16 protein-coding genes are annotated in these 17078 nt (G+C 70.4%); 3 read left to right on the top strand and 13 right to left on the bottom strand.

The window, feature by feature from the left end:
• The first annotated feature begins 41 nt into the window (after positions 1 to 41).
• The gene (locus tag ABIC63_RS00790; RefSeq protein ID WP_354318342.1) at positions 42 to 1376 is read left to right on the top strand and encodes an arylsulfatase; all 1335 of its coding nucleotides are present in this window, start codon (positions 42 to 44) and stop codon (positions 1374 to 1376) included.
• Between the two features lie 36 nt (positions 1377 to 1412).
• Entirely contained in the window at positions 1413 to 2384 is a 972-nt protein-coding gene (locus ABIC63_RS00785) for a Bug family tripartite tricarboxylate transporter substrate binding protein (protein WP_354318341.1), read from the top strand.
• Between the two features lie 27 nt (positions 2385 to 2411).
• Here the strand turns inward: ABIC63_RS00785 and ABIC63_RS00780 are convergent, their stop codons facing one another.
• The 9 genes from ABIC63_RS00780 to ABIC63_RS00740 form a co-directional block, all read right to left on the bottom strand.
• On the bottom strand, positions 2412 to 2780 hold the full coding sequence (locus ABIC63_RS00780) for a RidA family protein (RefSeq protein ID WP_354318340.1): 369 nt from the start codon (positions 2778 to 2780) through the stop codon (positions 2412 to 2414).
• Positions 2781 to 2797: 17 nt separating this feature from the next.
• The gene (locus ABIC63_RS00775) at positions 2798 to 4261 is read right to left on the bottom strand and encodes an N-acyl-D-amino-acid deacylase family protein (RefSeq protein WP_354318339.1); all 1464 of its coding nucleotides are present in this window, start codon (positions 4259 to 4261) and stop codon (positions 2798 to 2800) included.
• A 26-nt stretch (positions 4262 to 4287) separates the two neighbouring features.
• A complete protein-coding gene (locus tag ABIC63_RS00770) occupies positions 4288 to 5289 on the bottom strand; it encodes an ABC transporter ATP-binding protein (RefSeq protein WP_354318338.1) in 1002 nt (333 codons plus the stop codon).
• Positions 5286 to 6323: an ABC transporter ATP-binding protein gene (locus ABIC63_RS00765; RefSeq protein WP_354318337.1), complete on the bottom strand. Its 1038-nt coding sequence runs from the start codon at positions 6321 to 6323 to the stop codon at positions 5286 to 5288. Before ABIC63_RS00765 ends, ABIC63_RS00770 begins: the two co-directional genes overlap by 4 nt.
• Positions 6320 to 7216 carry an ABC transporter permease gene (locus ABIC63_RS00760; RefSeq protein ID WP_354318336.1) on the bottom strand — a complete coding sequence of 299 codons (897 nt, stop codon included), beginning with the start codon at positions 7214 to 7216 and terminating at the stop codon, positions 6320 to 6322. Before ABIC63_RS00760 ends, ABIC63_RS00765 begins: the two co-directional genes overlap by 4 nt.
• A 180-nt stretch (positions 7217 to 7396) precedes the next feature.
• The gene (locus ABIC63_RS00755; protein WP_354318335.1) at positions 7397 to 8332 is read right to left on the bottom strand and encodes an ABC transporter permease; all 936 of its coding nucleotides are present in this window, start codon (positions 8330 to 8332) and stop codon (positions 7397 to 7399) included.
• A gap of 20 nt (positions 8333 to 8352) precedes the next feature.
• Positions 8353 to 9939 carry an ABC transporter substrate-binding protein gene (locus ABIC63_RS00750; protein ID WP_354318334.1) on the bottom strand — a complete coding sequence of 529 codons (1587 nt, stop codon included), beginning with the start codon at positions 9937 to 9939 and terminating at the stop codon, positions 8353 to 8355.
• A gap of 62 nt (positions 9940 to 10001) precedes the next feature.
• Positions 10002 to 11444 carry a M81 family metallopeptidase gene (locus tag ABIC63_RS00745; protein WP_354318528.1) on the bottom strand — a complete coding sequence of 481 codons (1443 nt, stop codon included), beginning with the start codon at positions 11442 to 11444 and terminating at the stop codon, positions 10002 to 10004.
• 21 nt (positions 11445 to 11465) lie between these two features.
• Positions 11466 to 12638 (bottom strand): NAD(P)/FAD-dependent oxidoreductase, encoded by a 1173-nt coding sequence (locus tag ABIC63_RS00740; RefSeq protein WP_354318333.1) that lies wholly within the window; start codon positions 12636 to 12638, stop codon positions 11466 to 11468.
• Between the two features lie 158 nt (positions 12639 to 12796).
• Here ABIC63_RS00740 and ABIC63_RS00735 point away from each other — a divergent pair, with 158 nt between their 5' ends.
• Positions 12797 to 13486 (top strand): helix-turn-helix domain-containing protein, encoded by a 690-nt coding sequence (locus ABIC63_RS00735; protein ID WP_294367331.1) that lies wholly within the window; start codon positions 12797 to 12799, stop codon positions 13484 to 13486.
• On the opposite strand, the gene ABIC63_RS00730 is transcribed toward ABIC63_RS00735, so the two are convergent.
• Genes ABIC63_RS00730 through ABIC63_RS00715 form a run of 4 tightly spaced genes read right to left on the bottom strand, consistent with a single transcriptional unit; the run spans position 13467 to position 17051 of the window.
• The gene (locus ABIC63_RS00730) at positions 13467 to 14015 is read right to left on the bottom strand and encodes a methyltransferase family protein (RefSeq protein ID WP_354318332.1); all 549 of its coding nucleotides are present in this window, start codon (positions 14013 to 14015) and stop codon (positions 13467 to 13469) included. The two genes, ABIC63_RS00735 and ABIC63_RS00730, sit on opposite strands and share 20 nt — an antisense overlap.
• A 53-nt stretch (positions 14016 to 14068) precedes the next feature.
• On the bottom strand, positions 14069 to 15118 hold the full coding sequence (locus ABIC63_RS00725) for a LacI family DNA-binding transcriptional regulator (RefSeq protein ID WP_354318331.1): 1050 nt from the start codon (positions 15116 to 15118) through the stop codon (positions 14069 to 14071).
• Positions 15115 to 16101, bottom strand: a complete 987-nt coding sequence (locus tag ABIC63_RS00720; protein WP_354318330.1) for a 2-hydroxyacid dehydrogenase — start codon at positions 16099 to 16101, stop codon at positions 15115 to 15117. Before ABIC63_RS00720 ends, ABIC63_RS00725 begins: the two co-directional genes overlap by 4 nt.
• Positions 16098 to 17051 (bottom strand): sugar kinase, encoded by a 954-nt coding sequence (locus tag ABIC63_RS00715; RefSeq protein ID WP_354318329.1) that lies wholly within the window; start codon positions 17049 to 17051, stop codon positions 16098 to 16100. The genes ABIC63_RS00720 and ABIC63_RS00715 overlap by 4 nt, the downstream gene beginning before the upstream one ends.
• Between the last annotated feature and the right edge of the window lie 27 nt (positions 17052 to 17078).

The raw sequence follows: 17078 nt of genomic DNA, 5'->3' as shown, positions 1-17078 counted from the left end.
GCTGTCATAGATTGCAGGCCATCCAATCCCTTTTGCTTTCGATGGCCTCCCACGCTTCTCCCCACATCGTCCTCATCGTGGCCGACAACCTTGGCTGGGGCGAACTCGGCTGCTACGGCGGCGGCGCCCTGCGTGGCGCACCCACGCCGCGCATCGACGCGCTGGCCCGCCAGGGCCTGCTGCTGCAGAACTTCAACGTCGAGAGCGACTGCGTGCCCACGCGCTCGGCCCTCATGTCGGGCCGGCATCCGATCCGCACCGGCTGCCTGCAGTCCGTGCCGCCGGGCCTGCCGCAGGGCCTCACGCGCTGGGAGGTGACGTTGCCGCAACTGCTGTCGAAGGTCGGCTATGCCACGGCCCATTTCGGCAAGTGGCACCTGGGCGATGTGGCAGGGCGCTTTCCGTCGGACCGCGGCTTCGACGAGTGGTACGGTATTCCGCGCACCACGGACGAGAGCCAATTCACGTCCTCCGTGGGCTTCGACCCCAGCGTGGTCGACCTGCCCTACATCATGGAAGGCCGTGCGGGCGAACCCTCGCGCGAGGTGAAGCTCTACGACCTGGAGGCGCGCCGCGGCATCGACGCCGACCTGGTGGACCGCTCATGCGCCTTCATGCAGCGCCATGTGGCGGCGAACCGGCCCTTCTTTTTGTACCTGCCGCTGGTGCACCTGCACTTTCCGACGCTGCCGCATCCGGACTTTGCCGGCAGCACCGGCAACGGCGACTTCGCCGACTCCATGGCCGAGATGGACCACCGCGTGGGCCAGATCGTCGACGAGGTGGAGCGCCTGGGCATTGCCGACAACACGCTGTTCATCTTCTGCAGCGACAACGGCCCGGAGTTCCGTGCGCCCTACCGCGGCACGGCCGGCCCCTGGCGCGGGACGTATCACACGGCCATGGAAGGCAGCCTGCGCGTGCCCTTCATCGCGCGCTGGCCGGGTCGCATCGAGCCGGGCCGCGTGAGCAACGAGATCGTGCACGTGACCGACCTCTTCACCACGCTGGCCGCCGTGGCCGGTGCCGAGCTGCCGCAGGACCGGCCCATCGACGGCGTGGACCAGCGGGCCTTCTTCTTCGGCGAGCAGCCGAAGTCGGCGCGCGAGGGCTTTCTCTTCTACATCAAGCAGGAGTTGCGCGCGGCCAAGTGGCGCGACTGGAAGCTGCACTTCTACTGGGAGCCCGAGGTCAACCAGGGCCAGGGCAAGCTGGAGTCGCCGTACCTGTTCAACGTGACGCGCGACCCGAAGGAAGAGACCGATGTGCTGGTCTTCAACACCTGGGTCATGGGACCGGTGCTGCGCATGATCCGCGACTTTAACGCCAGTGCGGCCGCGCATCCGCACACGCCGCCCGGCCAGCTCGACCGCTGAGCGCCGCCCCTCGAACAACTCCCGGAATCAAGCCCCATGAACGCCACCACCACCCGCCGCCATCTGCTGCGCCTTTCGGCGCTCGCACTCTCCGCCATGGCCCTCGGCGCCCATGCCGAAGCGCCCTGGCCCGAAGCGAAGCCCATCACCTGGATCGTGGGCTTCGTGCCCGGCGGCTCGGTGGACGTGCTCACGCGCGCCTTCGCCAAGGCCGTGTCCGACCAGATCGGCCAGTCCATCGTGGTCGACAACGTGCCGGGTGCCTCGGGCGCGCTGGCGCTCAAGCAGGCGGCGCGCGCCAAGGGCGACGGCTACACGCTGGTGACCGTGCCGGGGCCCGTGCTCTTCGGCCAGAAGCAGCCCGAGGTGGGCCGCGAGCTGCAGGCGGTGGGCCTGCTGTCGCAGGGCCCCATCGTGCTGGTGGGCGGTGCGGGGCTGGCGCCGACGGACCTGACGTCGCTGATCGCCGCGATGAAGAAGAACCCGCAGCAGTGGGACTACGCCAGCTCGGGCATCGGCACCGGCCAGCACCTGGCCGGCGAGCTGTTCAACCAGATGGCCGGCACGCAGATGCTGCATGTGCCGTACAAGGGCGGCGGCCAGGCGGTGGTGGACATCGTCGGCGGCCAGGTCAAGCTGGGCATGCTGGGCGTCACACCCGTGCTGGCCCAGATCAAGGCCGGCCAACTGCGTGCCTATGCGGTGACCACGCCCTACCGCATCCCCAGCCTGCCCAGCGTGCCGACCATGAGCGAGGCCGGGCTCAAGGGCTATGAGGCCACGCAGTACTTCGCCGTCGCTGCAGCCAAGGGTGTGCCCGAGCCGGTGGTGGCGCGGCTCAATGCCGCCATCGCCAAGGCGACCGAGAACCCCCAGGTGAAGGCGGCCCTGGAAGCCGGCGGCCAGTTGCCGGGCCACATGTCGCCCGCCGAGGCGGAGAAGTTCGTGCAGGACAGCCTGCGCAAGTTCGGTGACGTGGCCACCAAGGCCCACATCGTGTTGAACTGAGTGGGTCGGGCCGCTTGGGGTCGCGCCTCAGCCGCCGACCCAGGCCTGGACCTCGATCTCGACCCGGGCGCCCTGGTAGAGGACGGCCTGCACGCACGAGCGCGCAGGCAGCCCTTGTGTGAAGTGCCGGGCGTATTCCTGGTTGAACGCGGCGAAGTCGCCGAGGTCGGCCAGCCAGATGGTGGCGCGCACCACATCGGCCATGCGGGCACCGCAGTCGGCCAGGTTCTGGGCCACGCGCTCGAGCACGGCGCGCGTCTGCGCCTGGATGTCGCCTTCGATGATGCGGCCCTGGGCATCCATGGGCAGCACGCCCGAGACGAACAGGAAGCCGCCGGCGCGCACCGCCTTCGAGAAGGGCACCGGCAGCGGGGTGGGAAAGCGTTCGATGGGCATCGTGGTTGCGCAGTGCCTCAGTGGGACGGGGCCGCCTGGCGGCGGATGACCTGACCCTGGCGCGCGCCCGTGTGCCGGCCGCCCTGCCAGGTGATGGCGCCATTGACGATGACCGCCTCGATGCCTTCCGCGGGCCGCGTGGGCTCGGCATAGTCAGCCGCGTCGCGCACGGTGCCGGCATCGAAGACCACGATATCGGCGGCCTGGCCGGCTTCCAGCGTGCCCCGGCCGTGAAGCCCGAAGTTGCGGGCCGTGAGCCCGGTCATCTTCCAGACGGCGGTCTCCAGCGGAAACAGGCCGACGTCGCGGCTGTAATGGCCCAGCACGCGTGGGAAGGTGCCCCAGAGCCGAGGATGCGGCTTGCTGCCGACGGGGATGCCGTCCGAGCCGATCATGGTGTCGTCGAAGGCCAGGATGCGCTGCACATCGCCCTCGTCCATCAGGAAGTAGATGGCGCTGCCCGGCTGCAGCCGGCGCGCGGCCTCCACGCGGTCCACGCCCCAGTCGCGGGCGATGTCGTCCAGGTCGCGGCCGGCGCATTCCGGATGCGGCAGGCTCTCGGCGATCAGCACGCGGCCTTCGAGCATGCCTCGGTCCGCACGGATCATGGTCGAGCCCGCCGTGTAGGGATAGCAGTCGAGGCAGACGCGCTGGCGCTGCATGGCCTCGCGGATGAAGGGCAGCGTGACCTGCGACTTGCCGAAGTTGGGCGTGTTCTGCACCTTGTGGTGGGAGACGACCACCGGCACGTCGAGTTCGCGGCCGATGCGGAAGGTCTCTTCCAGCGAGCTCATCACCTGGTCGGACTCGTCGCGCATGTGGGTGACGTACAGGCCCCCGGCGGCGGTGAGCGGCCGGCAGACTTCGATGATCTCCTCCGTGGTGGCCTTCACCGCGGGCGGATAGAAGGTGCCGGTGGAGACGCCGATGGCGCCTGCGTCCATCGCCTCCTGCACCAGCGCGCGCATGCGTGCGATCTCCTCGCCATTGGCCTCGCGGTCCAGTGCCGGCATGGTGACGGCGCGCAGGGTGGAGTGGCCGACCATCGCGGCCACGTTGACCGACGAGGGGCGGGCACGCAGCGCATCCAGGTAGTCGGCGAAGCGGGTGAAGCGCTCCCCGGCGGGCACGTCGATCAGGTTGAGCGGCATGGGCAGGTCCATGTCCCGCCGCAGCGGCGCGGCGCTGATGCCGCAGTTGCCGGCGATCACGGTGGTGACGCCTTGCGACACCTTAAACGGGATCTGCGGCTGCGACAGCACCGCCTGGTCGTCGTGCGTGTGCGAGTCGATGAAGCCGGGCGCCACGATGCGCCCCGTCGCATCGATCTCCTGGGCGGCCCGATGGCCGGCCAGATCGCCGATGGCGCTCAGGCGGCCGTCGCGCACCGCCACGTCCGCGCGAAAGCGGGGCGTCCGGCGGCCGTCGATGACGGTGGCGCCGCGGATGATCAGGTCGTGGTCACGGTTGCTGTCGGTCATGGTGTGGTGCGTTGGATGGAGAAGGCTCAGCGGAAGTGGCAGGCCACCTGATGGCCGTCGCCACGGGGCGTGAGGGCGGGGGCCTGCTCGGCACACAGCGGCTGGGCCAGCGGACAGCGCGTGTGGAAGCGGCAGCCCGAGGGCGGATTGGCCGGGCTCGGTGGATCGCCCTGCAGCAGGATGCGCCGTGCCGGCGTGCGCGGGTTGGGCACGGGCACGGCCGACAGCAGGATCTCGGTGTAGGGATGTCGCGGCTGGGCGAAGACGGCGTCGCGCGGGCCGATCTCGACGATGCGGCCGAGGTACATCACTGCCACGCGGTGGCTGATGTGGCGCACCACGGCCAGGTCGTGCGCGACGAACAGGTAGGCGATGCCGAACTCCGCCTGCAGGTCCATCAGCAGGTTGACCACCTGCGCCTGCACCGACACGTCCAATGCCGAGACGGGCTCGTCGCAGACGATGAGCTTGGGGTTGAGGGCCAGCGCGCGGGCGATGCCCAGCCGCTGGCGCTGCCCGCCGGAGAACTCGTGCGGGTACTTGGCCGTGGCTTCCGGCCGCAGCCCCACCTTCTCGAACAGCCAGCGCACCCGCTCCCGCCGCGCGTCGGCGGAGGACATGCCGAAGTTGCGCAGCGGCTCCGCCACGATCTCGCCGGCGCGCAGGCGCGGGCTCAGCGAGGCATAGGGGTCCTGGAAGATGATCTGCACGTCCCGCCGCCGCAGGCGCATCTGCTCGGGCGACAGGGCGAGCAGATCCTCGCCGTCCAGTCGCACCGACCCCGAGGTCGGCTCGATCAGGCGCATCACCGACTTGGCGGTGGTGGTCTTGCCGCAGCCCGATTCACCCACCAGCGACAGCGTCTCGCCGCGTGCGATGTCGAACGAGACCTCGTCCACCGCCTGCACGGGCGGTCTGGGGCGCGCCAGCCAGCGCCGCGGCGACACATAGTGCTTGCGCAGGGCATGCACCGACAGAAGAGGCGCTGCGCCGGCGTTCGGAATCGCGCTCGTGGCGGTGGCAGTCATGCGGCGGGCTCCAGGGCATGGGTCGGCAGGCGTGCCTCCTGCACGGCAAAGCAGGCGACGGCGTGATCGCCGCCTTCGCGCATCAGGGGCGGCACCTCGTTGCGGCAGCGGTCGGCGGCCCACGGACAGCGCTCCGCGAAGGCGCAGCCGCGCCTGGGCGCCTGCGGCGAAGGAACCAGCCCGGGGATCTCGGTCAGACGTGCGCTGTGCGTGTTCATCGCGGGCATCGATGCCATGAGCGCACGCGTGTAGGGATGCAGCGGCCGGTCGAAGAGATCGACCACGTCGGCCTCTTCGACGGTGCGGCCGGCATACATCACGACCACGCGGTGGCAGCTCTCGGCCACGACGCCCAGGTCGTGCGTGATCATCACCACGCCCATGCCGAGCTCCTGTTGCAAGCGGCGGATGAGGTCGAGGATCTGGGCCTGGATCGTCACGTCCAGCGCCGTGGTGGGCTCGTCGGCGATCAGCACCTCGGGATTGCAGGCCAGCGCCAGCGCGATCATCACCCGCTGGCGCATGCCGCCCGACAGCTGGTGCGGGTACTCGTGCACGCGGCGTTCGGGCTCGGGAATCTGGACCAGCCGCAGCATCTCCACGGCGCGCGCCAGAGCCTGCGCGCGGCCTGCGCCCTGGTGCAGCTGCACCGTCTCGGCGATCTGCCGGCCCACGCTGAGCACCGGGTTCAGCGAGGTCATCGGCTCCTGGAAGATCATCGAGATGCGGTTGCCGCGGATGGCGCGCATCTGCTTCTCGCTCAGGGTCAGCAGGTCGGTGCCGCGCAGACGCACCTGGCCGCGGATGCGGGCCGGTGGCGTGGCCAGCAGCCGCATGATCGACAGGGCCGTCACGCTCTTGCCGCAGCCCGACTCGCCCACCACGCCCAGGGTCTGGCCGGCGCGCACGGTGTAGCTCACGCCGTCGACGGACCGTGCGGGGCCGGTGAGCGTGTCGAAATGGGTGTGCAGGTCCTGCACTTCCAGCAGGGTCTCGCCCACCGGCAGGCGGGGCTGGGGGGAAGCGGCTGTCATAGCTGGCGGGCCAGGCGGGGGTCCAGCGCGTCGCGCAGGCCGTCGCCCAGCAGGTTGATGGCCAGGACCGTGGCCGCCAGCAGCAGCCCGGGATACAGGATGATGTGGAAGGCGACGGCCACGAAGTTGCGGCCCTCGGCCATCATGTTGCCCCAGCTCGGCGTGGTGGAGGGCACGCCCACGCCCAGGAAGGACAGTGAGGCCTCGATGAGCACGGCCGAGGCTGCGACGAAGGTGGCCTGGACGACCACGGGCGCGATCATGTTGGGCAGCACATGCCGCACCAGGATGGTGGGTAGCCGTGTGCCCACGGCATGGGCGGCCTCGACGAACAGCTGCTCGCGCAGCGTGAGTGCCAGCGATCGCACCAGCCGGACCACGCGCGGAATCTCTGGAACGGTGATGGCGACGATCACCGTCGTCAGGCTGGCGCGCGTGATGGCCATCAGCGCGATGGCCAGCAGGATGCCCGGGATCGCCATCAGCCCGTCCATGACGCGCATCACCGGACCTTCGGCCCAGCGCACGAAGCCGGCCACCAGGCCCAGGAACACGCCGGCCACCGTCGCCAGCACGGCCACCGACAGCCCGACGAGCAGGGAGACGCGCGCGCCCCACACCGCCCGGCTGTAGACATCGCGGCCCAGGGCATCGGTGCCGAACCAGTGCTCGGCCGACGGCGCCTGCAGCCGCGCCAGCGGGTCGATGTCCTGCGGGTCGTAGGTGGCGAGCCAGGGCGCCGCGAACGCGAGCACCACCATGGCCACCAGCAACAGCGCCCCCAGGATCAGCGTCGGGTGCTTGCGCGCCCAGCGAAAGCGCGGCACCTTGAAGGGAACGTCGGCACCTGCGTTCGGTGGCGACACGCCCGCGGCGGAAGCCGTGGAGCTCATTTCATTTCTCCTGAGTGCTTCGCATGAAGCCGGCACGCGAACATCCCTCGAATGGCCGCGGAGCAGGCCAAGCCAGGGCGCCCGAGGAACTGGCTTTGCCAGGCCTCTGGGCGCGCCCCCCTCCAAGCCGAAGGCGCAAGAGAGGGGGGAGCCGCGAAGCGGCATGGGGGGTGTCTCATCTCAATACCTTATGCGAGGCTCGAAGAGCCGATAGCTCAGATCGATCAGCAGGTTGATCAGCACATACACCCCGGCCGACAGCAGCAACACGCTCTGGATGACCGGGTAGTCGTGCCGCTGCACCGAATCGACCACGAGCCGGCCCACGCCGGGCAGTGCGAACACGGTCTCGGTGACCACCACGCCGCCGATGAGCAGCGCGATGCCCATGCCGACCGTGGTCGCGATGGGCACGGCCGCATTGCGCAGCGCATGCCCCAGCACCGGCAGCACGCCCAGGCCCTTGGCGCGGGCGGTGCGGATGTAGTCCTCCTGCAGCACTTCGAGCACGGTGGCCCGGGTCATGCGCGTGATGAGGGCGATGTACACCAGCGCCAGGTTCAGGCACGGCAATGCGAGCGAGCGCAGCCAGGGACGAACGCCCTCGGAGAGGGGCACATAGCCCTGCACCGGAAACCAGTCCAGCCGCACCGCCAGGCCATAGATGAGCAGGTAGCCGACGAGGAAGGCCGGAACGGAGAAGGACAGCACCGCGAACACCATCACCAGCCGGTCGATGAAGGCACCCGCCTTCCAGGCGGCCAGCGTGCCCAGCGGCACCGCCAGCAGCAGCGTGAGCGTGATCGTGAGCAGCGCGATCGACAGCGTCGGCTCCAGCCGCTGGGCCAGCAGCTGCGTGACCGGCACCTGCGTGAAGATGGAGGTGCCCAGGTCGCCCGTGGCCAATCGGCCCAGCCACAGCGCGAACTGCCGCCACAGCGGCTGGTCCAGTCCGAGCGCGCCGCGCAGGCGGGCGATGTCGTCCGCCGTGGCCAGGTCGCCGGCGATCAGCGCCGCCGGATCGCCCGGCGACAGGTGGATCAGCAGGAAGACGACCACCGCCACCACCGCCATCACGGGCACGGTGGCCGCCAGGCGCCGCAGGATGTAGCCCATGCCGTATCAGTCCCCGTGCGTCACTTGTCGAGCTGCCAGACCAGCGGCAGACCGCCGCTGAGCTTCTCGACACCCTTGAGCTCCTTGCGGGCCGCGATGGCGGGCGAGTACTGGCCCACGTTCACGTAGGGCAGGGCCTCCCAGGCGCGGGCGTGGAAGGCGTCGAGCGCCTCCTTGCGCCGGGCCGGGTCGGTGGCCTTCAACCAGGCCATGCGCAGTTCGTCCAGCTTCTGATCGCAGGGCCAGCCGGGCAGGCTGTTGCCGCAGGCGGCACTGAGGTAGGCGTTGGTGATCGGCGAATCGGCGTCGAAGCCGCCGGCCACGGTCACGTACATGCTCCAGCCGCCGGCGTCCGGTGCCTCGCGCTTGGCACGCCGGGCGCCGATGGTGGCCCAGTCGGAGGTCTGCACGTCGACGTTCATGCCCAGGCTGCGCAGCGTCTGGGCGGCCATCAGGCCTTCGGCATTGAGGTAGGTGACGTCGCTGGGCAGCAGCAGCACCACCTTCTCGCCCTTGTAGCCTGCGTCGGCGAGCATCTTCTTGGCCTGGGCCAGGTCGGGCGTGCGGAAGGGCTCGGCACCGGCGAAGCTCTCGTTGGGCCCGCCGCAGAGGAAGAAGCTCACGCAGCTGGTCAGGCGCATGTCGCGCGGGTAGCCCATCGCCGCCATGAAGCGTTCCTGGTTCACCGCCTTGGCCACCGCCTGGCGCACCTTGGGATTGTTGAAGGGCGGATGCAGCTGGTTCATGACCATCCAGCCCTGCCAGGAGCCCGAGGCCTGCACCTTGACGTTGGCGTCCGCACGCAGCGGCAGGATGTAGTCGGGCGGCACCTGCTCGATGAGGTCGACCTCGCCCTTCTGCAGCGCCGAGATGGCGCTGTTGGCATCGGGCAGGTACAGCCACTCGACGCGGTCGAAGGCCGACTTCTTGCTGCCCGCGAGGTTGCTGGCGGCCTCGGTGCGTGGCACGTAGTGCGGGTTGCGCACGAACACCGCCTTGTTGCCCGGCACCCATTCATCGCGCTTGAACACATACGGGCCCGAGCCCAGCACCTCGGAGATCGGCGAGGTGGTGGGCAGCTTGGCCAGCCGCTCCGGCATGACGACCGGCGGGAAGCCCGAAGGCTTGGAGAGCCCTTCCAGCACCAGGCCGAAGGGTTCCTTGAGCGTGAGCGTGAAGGTCGTGGCGTCCACCGCCTTCCACTCGGGCGAGGAGATCGCCGTCATCGCGCGGCCGATGCTGTCGCGCCCGGTCCAGCGTTGCATGGAGGCCACCGCGTCGGCGGCGGTCACGGGGCTGCCGTCCGAGAACTTGAGGCCGGGCCGCAGGGTGAAGGTCCAGAGCCGGCCATCCTTCGAGGTGCTGTACTTGTCCACCATCTGCGGCTTCGGCACGCCCTTGTCGTCCAGGCCGAAGAGCATGTCGTAGACCATGTAGCCGAAGTTGCGGGTGATGTAGGCCGTGGTGAAGGTCGGGTCCAGGATCTTCACGTCGGCATGGGCCACGACCTTCAGCGTCTTGGTCTGGGCCAGTGCGGGCAGGCTGCACAGGCTGGCGGCGGCACCCAGGCTCAGGGCGGCGAGAGAGGCAAGCAGTCGTCGTTTCATCGTGGGGACTCCGGAAGGCGGGGAGGACGGGGGAATGCGGACAGGAAGGAGGGACGGGCGCGTCAGTCGAGTGGCCACTTGGGCCGGCGCACCTTGCGGTAGGGCAGGGTGCGCAGATCGAGCGTCACGGCGCCGGGCGCGGCCGCGTAGATCACATGCCGGCCCACCTTCGAGAAGGAGGCCTGGAAGTGCTGCGACGACTTGACCACCACGATCTTCTTGGCGGCCAGGTCGCAGCCGAGCTGGGTGAAGGCATCGGTGCCCATGGCCTGGTTGCGCAGCGTGATCAGCAGGATCTCGATGCCCGCGGTCTCGACCAGCGCGCTGTCTCCGACCGGAAAGGGCGCGCCGCCCAGGCCGGTCATCACCATCTCGGGCATCACGGCCTTGACCGTGCAGTCGAGGTCCAGCGGGTCGCCGGACAGCGGGCCGATCTTGCCGCCGATGCGAAGGGCCAGCCGCGCGCCGGCGCCGGCCTCGAAGGCGATGCGCGCGGCGATGGGGTCCCACATCGGGCCGATGGCCGCATTGCCGATGCCGCGTTCGAGCATCCGCCGCAGGATGAAGGTGGAGTCGCCGGCCGCGCCGCCGCCCGGGTTGTCGGCACCGTCGGCAATGATCACCGGCCCGCCTTCGAAGGCCAGGGCTTCGTCCAGCGCGGCGTCGATGGCCGGATAGGACACGGCGAGTGCCTCGCGCAGGCCGATCAGCTCGTCCGCCAGCTGGCGTGCCAATGCCTGGGCCTTGGCGGCGTCGCCGTCGGCATAGACCAGCAGCTTGGTGCCCATGTCCGGCACGTCCCCCCAGGCAAAGCCGTGCGACACCGAGATGGACAGGATGCCTTCCCTGCCCTCCAGCGCCTGGATGCGGTCCACGAAGCCGCGCGCCGGCTGGCGCGAGGTGTGCATGGTGACGATCATGTCGCAGTCCACCACCGCGGCCACGGGCCGGACGCGGCCCTGCACCTGGGCGGCGCACAGGTCCACCAGCTCGAAGGCGCGATCGAGCACGTCGGTGTGGGGATATTCCTTGTAGGCGATCAGCAGGTCGGCGTTGTCGACCATGGCTGCGGTGAGATGGTTGTGCGGGTCCAGCTCCGCGCCGACCACCACGTCGGGGCCGACGATGGCCCGAACGCGCGCCAGCAGGTCGCCCTCGCAGTCGTCATAACCGTCGGCCACCATGGCGCCGTGCAGGCCCAGCACGACCATGTCCACCGGGAGCGCCGCCCGGAGATCGGCCAGCAGCTCATCGCGCAGGCCTTCGTAGGCCTGGCGCGTGGTGGTGCCGCTGGGCTGGGCTGCGGCCACCATGCCTTCCTTCAGGATCCAGCCGGCCTCCTTGCCGCGCAGCCGCGCGGCCCACAGCGGGCCGGCGAAGAACACCATGGTGTCCGGGTGCTCGCCGGCCTTGAAGTAGCCGCGGTCACGGAACGACGCCATGCCCGTGGGCATGGGGGCGAAGGTGTTGGTCTCGGTCGCCAGGCAGGCGCTGAAGACGCGCAGAGGGGTCATGGCAGTGGGCTTTCAGGCAGTGGACGCGAGGCGCAGGCGCCGGGGAGAGAGCATGTCGGCCGTCAGGCCGAAGGCCGCCAGGTGGGCCGGAATGGGCAGGCCGCGCAGGAGGGCGGCACAGGCCTCGCCCATGGCGGCCGAGGTCTGGATGCCGTAGCCGCCCTGGGCTGCAAGCCAGAAGAAGTCCGGCGCCTCGGCGTCGAAGCCACCCACGAGGTCGCCATCGGCCACGAAGGAGCGCAGCCCCGCCCAGGTGCGGCTGGGCCGCCGGATGCGCAGCGTGGTCATGCGTTCGATGGCGTCGATGGCCAGGGCCACGTCCAGCTCTTCGGGCTGCACGTCGTGCGGAAGCACCGGATCGGCATTGGCGGGCGAGCCCAGCAGCACGCCCGCATCGGGCTTGATGTACCAGGTCTCCGATGCGGCGATGGTCATGGGCCAGTCGTGCACGGTCACGCCCTCGGGCGGTGCGAAGGTGAAGGCGGTCCTGCGCCGCGGCTGCAGGCCCAGGCCCGGCAGCCCGGCAAGCGCCGCCACCTCGTCGGCCCAGGCACCGGCCGCATTGACCAGCACGGGCGCGCTGCACCGGTGGCTGCCCGCCTGGACATGCCAGCCGTCGCCCGTGCGCTCGATGTGCCGCACCGGGGCATCGCAGAGCAGCTGCGCGCCCTGGCGCCGCGCGCCGCGCAGATAGCCCTGGTGGATGGCATGCACGTCCATGTCGGCGGCGTCGGGTTCGAGGACGGCGCCGATGACTTGCTCCGGCCGCAGCACGGGCAACAGCGCACAGGCCTCGCTGGCATCGAGCCTGCGTGCATGCGGGTTGGTGGCGCGCAGCACGTCCCACCATTCCTCCAGCGCGGCTTCGTCGCCATGGGTGCCCAGCACCATGGCGCCGCGCGGCGTGAGCAAGGGGTGCTCGGCGAAACCGGCAGGCGGCGCATCGAAGAAGGGACGGCTGGCGCGCGTGAGCGTGCGCACCTGGTGCGTCCCGTAGCTTTCCATGAAAAGCGCTGCGGACCGGCCCGTCGAGTGGTAGCCGGGTTGGGACTCGGCCTCGAGCAAGAGCACCCGGCCATGCGGCGCGAGCCAGTAGGCCACCGACGCGCCTGCAATGCCGGCCCCGACCACGATGAAGTCGGCCGTCGAGCAGGCGGCGGTGGAGGGTGAGGTGTCGGACGGCATCGCTGAAGTCTAGGAACAAATTTGCGTATACGCAAAAAGATTCTGGCGCCGTTCCCAAGAAATTGGTGCAGACCCTGATCTCTGATTTGCGCTTACGCAAATTGCGGGCCAAGGGTGAGCCGGCTTGCTGTCACAATCCGCGGCAACCCGCCTTGCCCATGAAAGAGCCGCGCCCTCGCACCCCGGCACCACGTCCTGCCGCCAACACCCTCGATCGCGAAACCTTCGGCCGCCGCCTGCGCGCCGCGCGCAAGCAGCTCGGCTGGACGCTGGCCCAGCTGGCCGAGCGCTCGGGGGTATCGATCCCCACCATCTCGCGTGCAGAGCGGGGGCAGCTCGCGCTGGGCTACGAGAATTTCGCCGCGCTGAGCGAAGCGCTGCAGATGGACATGGGCGAGATGTTCTCCAGCGCCCACACCAAGGCGGCGCAGTTCAGCGGACCTCTGGTCACGCGGGCCGGGGAGGGGGTGGCCTATCGGGGCGAGAGCTTCGTCTACGAATTCCTCAACTCCAGCGCCGTCGGCAAGAAGATGATCCCCGTGCTCGGCACCGTGTGCGCGCGCCGCTTCAACGGACCGGAGGACTTCGCGCGGCATCCGGGAGAGGAGTTCGTCTATGTGCTCAGCGGCTCGGTAGACGTGTACTTCGAGACCGGACAGACGGTGAGCCTGGTCAAGGGCGACTCGCTCTACTTCGACAGCCGCATCGGGCATGCCTATGTCAGCACCAGCCGCCAGCTGGCGCGCACGGTGGGTGCGATGACGGCGGAGAGCGATTCGATGCAGCGCGCACGCAGCCTGACCGTGCTGCCGGACGACGGCGGCGGCGCTACAGCAGCCCGGGAATGAAGCGCCGGGTGCGCTTCATGTACGCGCGGTAGGGCTCGCCGAAATAGGCCAGACATTCCTGCTCGTCGCGCAGCGCAGTGACGATCAGCAACGCGGTGGCCGCCAGGCCCAGGCCCACGGTCAGCGGCGTGAGGTGCTTCAGCGTCGCGCCCCAGGCCAGCATGATCAGCGCGGTGTACATGGGGTGCCGGATGTGGCGGAACAGGCCGGTGGTCACCAGGCGCGAGGTCTTCTCGAAGCCCAGCAGGTGCTCGTCTCGCCGTGCCTCGGTGGGCGCACCCTCGCGGCGCAGCTGCCGCCAGGCGGCCAGCGGCAGGACGATGGAGCCGAACAGCAGCACCCACGACAGCAGCTGCCGCGGCGAGAACGGGTCCACGGCCCACACCGCGCGGTTGAGCAGCGCCACGACCAGCGTGCATTCCCAGGCGAAAAACCGGTAGAAGCCGTGCGAGTGCGGATGCCGCAGCGCGCCGCGCGACACCCAGGCGATGGCGGCGCTGCCGAGGACGAAGACGGTGAGGTCGCGCATCGACTCGAATCTACACGCCGGCCGCGCGCGTTGGGCGGCCGGTGCTCGGCCGTTCAGGGTGCCGAGGAGCCCCGCACCACGAGCGTGCCCGGCAGCAGCAGTTCGCGCGCCGGGCCTTCCAGGCCCTGCATGCGCTCGATCAGGCAGGCGGCCGCGGCGCGGCCGAGTTCGTCGGTGGGCTGCGCCAGCGTGCTGAGGCCCGGGCCCACCAGCGAGGCCCACTCCGGCTCGTCGAAGCCGACGAAGCCCAATTCGGCGCCGAACTCCCATCCCAGTTGCCGAACGGCCTGCGCCACGCGCAACGTGACCACCGAATTGCCCGCCACCACGGCGGCGCGGCGCGGCGTGCGGGCCCGCTTGCGCAGGGCACGCAGCGCATCGCGCAGGGCTTCGTCGCCACCCTCGGCCATCTCGAACACCTCCCCATGCACCCGCGGCGAGGCCTGCGCATGCGCCTCGAGGCAGTCTCGGAAGGCGGCCGTGCGCTCGCGCCGGGTGCTCACGCCCTGCTGCGGCTCGGTCACGTAGAGCAGCTCGCGCCAGCCGCCATCGATGAGGTGGCTGCAGGCTTCGGCCATGGCGCCGCGGTTGTCGATGGAGACGAAGTCCGCCTCCAGGCCGTCGTGCCGCCGGTCCACCAGCACGGCCGGCTTGCCGTGGGCCGCGATGGCCTCGACCACGCCCGCGCCGCGCCCGAGGGTGTTGAGGATGAAGCCATCCACCTGGTAGCCGGCCAGGGCGTCGATGGCTTCGCGCTCGCGGCCCGCCTCGTTGCCGATGTTGAACAGCATCACCAGGTAGCCCGCGTCCTTGCAGGCCTTCTCGGCGCCGCGCAGCACGGCCACCGAGAAGGGGTTGGTGATGTCGGCCACGATCAGCCCGATGAGCCGCGAGCGGCCGTGGCTGAGCGCCTGCGCCATCGGGCTGGGCACATAGCCCAGTTCGGCGATGGCGGCCTCGACGCGGGCCGCGATGTCGGGGCTGAGCAGGCGTTCGCGGTGGTTGAAGAAGCGCGACACCGTGGCCTTGGACACGCCCGCCACGCGCGCGACGTCCGAGATGGTGGGGCGGACCGGCCGCACGGCCGGCGGCGGTGTGTTCATGAAGCCGCAGTGTCGTACACCGCGGCGGGGCGGCGACCCGCCAGCGCATCGAGCAGGTTGCTCACCGCGAGTTCGGCCATGCCATGGCGCGTCTCGTGGGTGGCCGAGCCGATGTGCGGCAGCGGCGTCACCTTGGGGTGGGTGCGCAGCGGCGAATCGAGCGGCAGCGGCTCGCGCGCGAACACGTCCAGGCCGGCGGCGCGCAGGTGGCCGCTGTCCAGCGCCGCCAGCAGGGCCGGCTCGTCCACGGTGGCGCCGCGGCCGCCATTGATGAAGATGGCGCCGGGCTTCATCTGTGCGAGCAGGGCGGCATCGACCATGCCGCGGGTCTGGGGCGTGAGCGGCAGCATGGCGACCACGAAGTCGGCGCGGTCCAGCAGCTGGGGCAGCGGCGTGTGATGCGCGCGGCCCTGCAGCTCGGGCGCCTGCGTGGCCAGGTCGACCGGGCGGCGGGCGTGATAGAGCACCGGCATGCCGAAGCCCAGCGCGGCACGGCGTGCGATGGCCTGCCCGATGCGGCCGAAGCCCAGCAGCCCCAGCGTCTTGCCATGCACGTCGAAGCCGAAGAGGTCTTCGCCGATGTTCCTGTCCCAACGGCCTTCGCGCACCAGGGTGGCCAGCTCGACCACGCGGCGGCTGGTGGCCATCAGCAGGGCGAAGACGGTGTCGGCCACGGTCTCGTCCAGCACGCCGGGCGTGTGGGCCAGCACGATGCCGCGGGCATGAAGCGCGGCCAGGTCGTAGTTGTCCACGCCCACCGAGACGCTGGAAACCACCTCCAGCTTCGGCGCCGCGGCGATCACGCCGGCGTCGATGGGAAAGCTGGAGCCGATCAGGCCCTGTGCCTGGGGCAGGGCGGCGTCGAAGGCGGCACGGTCCTTCTTGGGGTCGGCGAAGCTGACCTCGTGCGCGGCCTGCAGCCGCGCCATCTGTTCGGGCGGGAGCGCCCGGAACACCAGGACCTTCTTGCGTGCGTCGCTCACAGGCCAGCCTCCTGCAGCTGGGCCCGCGTGGGCAGGCCCTCGGTGTCGCCCAGCGCCTGCACGGCGCGGGCACCGATCCAGGCGCCGCGGCGCACGGCTTCCGGCACGCTGCGGCCTTCGAGCAGCGCGCTGATCACGCCGGCCGCAAAGCCGTCGCCGGCGCCGACGGTGTCGATCACCTGGTCGACCGGAAAGCCCGGCACATACGCGCTGCCCGCCGTGGCACTGTCGTAGTAGGCACCGTCGGGGCCGAGCTTGACAACGACCAGCGAGGCGCCTGCCTCACGGTAGAAGCGCGCAATGGCTTCGGGGGTGGTCTCGCCGGTCAGCAGCCGGCCTTCCTCCAGGCCGGGCAGCACCCAGTCAGCCTTGGCGGCCAGCGCATTGATGCACGTGCGCATGCGCTCGGTGCTGCCCCACAGCGTGGGCCGCAGATTGGGGTCGAAGGAGATGCTGCGGCCGGCGGCGCGCATCAGGTCCAGCGTGCGGTGGGCGGTCGGCAGTGTGGTCTCGGAGACGGCGGCGAACACGCCGGTGGCATGCAGGTGCCGCGCGGCGCAGAGCCAGGCCTCGTCGATGTCCTCGGGCCGCATCTGGCTGGCGGCCGAGCCCTTGCGGTGGTATTCGATGGGCGGATCGCTGCCGTCGGTGACGCGGCCCTTGAACTGGAAGCCGGTGCGCTGCGTGGCGTCGCACACCACATGCGAGCAGTCGATGCCTTCGGCCTGCATGGTGGCCAGCAGCGCGCGGCCCATGGAGTCGGTGCCCAGTCGGCTGGCCCAGCCCACCTTCAGGCCCAGGCGCGCCAGGCCGATGGCCACGTTGGTCTCGGCGCCGGCGCTGCGCTTGTGGAAGAGCGTGGCCTGCTCGATGGGGCCGGGCTCGTCGGCCACCAGCAGCAGCATGGCCTCGCCGAAGGTGGCGGCGTCGAAGGTGGGGGCGGTGGTCATGCGGGACGGTTCAGCGAAGGCTCGGGC

Source organism: Pseudacidovorax sp. 1753, assembly GCF_040544975.1.
Classification (GTDB): Bacteria; Pseudomonadota; Gammaproteobacteria; order Burkholderiales; family Burkholderiaceae_C; genus Xenophilus.
This window is presented reverse-complemented; position numbering and strand designations above follow the sequence as displayed.

Excerpts from the sequence above, each read along its gene's own strand:
- ABIC63_RS00790 (WP_354318342.1), top strand. The coding sequence starts at position 42 with ATGGCCTCCCACGCTTCTCCCCACATCGTCCTCATCGTGGCCGACAAC.
- ABIC63_RS00785 (WP_354318341.1), top strand. The coding sequence starts at position 1,413 with ATGAACGCCACCACCACCCGCCGCCATCTGCTGCGCCTTTCGGCGCTC.
- ABIC63_RS00780 (WP_354318340.1), bottom strand. The coding sequence starts at position 2,780 with ATGCCCATCGAACGCTTTCCCACCCCGCTGCCGGTGCCCTTCTCGAAG.
- ABIC63_RS00775 (WP_354318339.1), bottom strand. The coding sequence starts at position 4,261 with ATGACCGACAGCAACCGTGACCACGACCTGATCATCCGCGGCGCCACC.
- ABIC63_RS00770 (WP_354318338.1), bottom strand. The coding sequence starts at position 5,289 with ATGACTGCCACCGCCACGAGCGCGATTCCGAACGCCGGCGCAGCGCCT.
- ABIC63_RS00765 (WP_354318337.1), bottom strand. The coding sequence starts at position 6,323 with ATGACAGCCGCTTCCCCCCAGCCCCGCCTGCCGGTGGGCGAGACCCTG.
- ABIC63_RS00760 (WP_354318336.1), bottom strand. The coding sequence starts at position 7,216 with ATGAGCTCCACGGCTTCCGCCGCGGGCGTGTCGCCACCGAACGCAGGT.
- ABIC63_RS00755 (WP_354318335.1), bottom strand. The coding sequence starts at position 8,332 with ATGGGCTACATCCTGCGGCGCCTGGCGGCCACCGTGCCCGTGATGGCG.
- ABIC63_RS00750 (WP_354318334.1), bottom strand. The coding sequence starts at position 9,939 with ATGAAACGACGACTGCTTGCCTCTCTCGCCGCCCTGAGCCTGGGTGCC.
- ABIC63_RS00740 (WP_354318333.1), bottom strand. The coding sequence starts at position 12,638 with ATGCCGTCCGACACCTCACCCTCCACCGCCGCCTGCTCGACGGCCGAC.
- ABIC63_RS00735 (WP_294367331.1), top strand. The coding sequence starts at position 12,797 with ATGAAAGAGCCGCGCCCTCGCACCCCGGCACCACGTCCTGCCGCCAAC.
- ABIC63_RS00730 (WP_354318332.1), bottom strand. The coding sequence starts at position 14,015 with ATGCGCGACCTCACCGTCTTCGTCCTCGGCAGCGCCGCCATCGCCTGG.
- ABIC63_RS00725 (WP_354318331.1), bottom strand. The coding sequence starts at position 15,118 with ATGAACACACCGCCGCCGGCCGTGCGGCCGGTCCGCCCCACCATCTCG.
- ABIC63_RS00715 (WP_354318329.1), bottom strand. The coding sequence starts at position 17,051 with ATGACCACCGCCCCCACCTTCGACGCCGCCACCTTCGGCGAGGCCATG.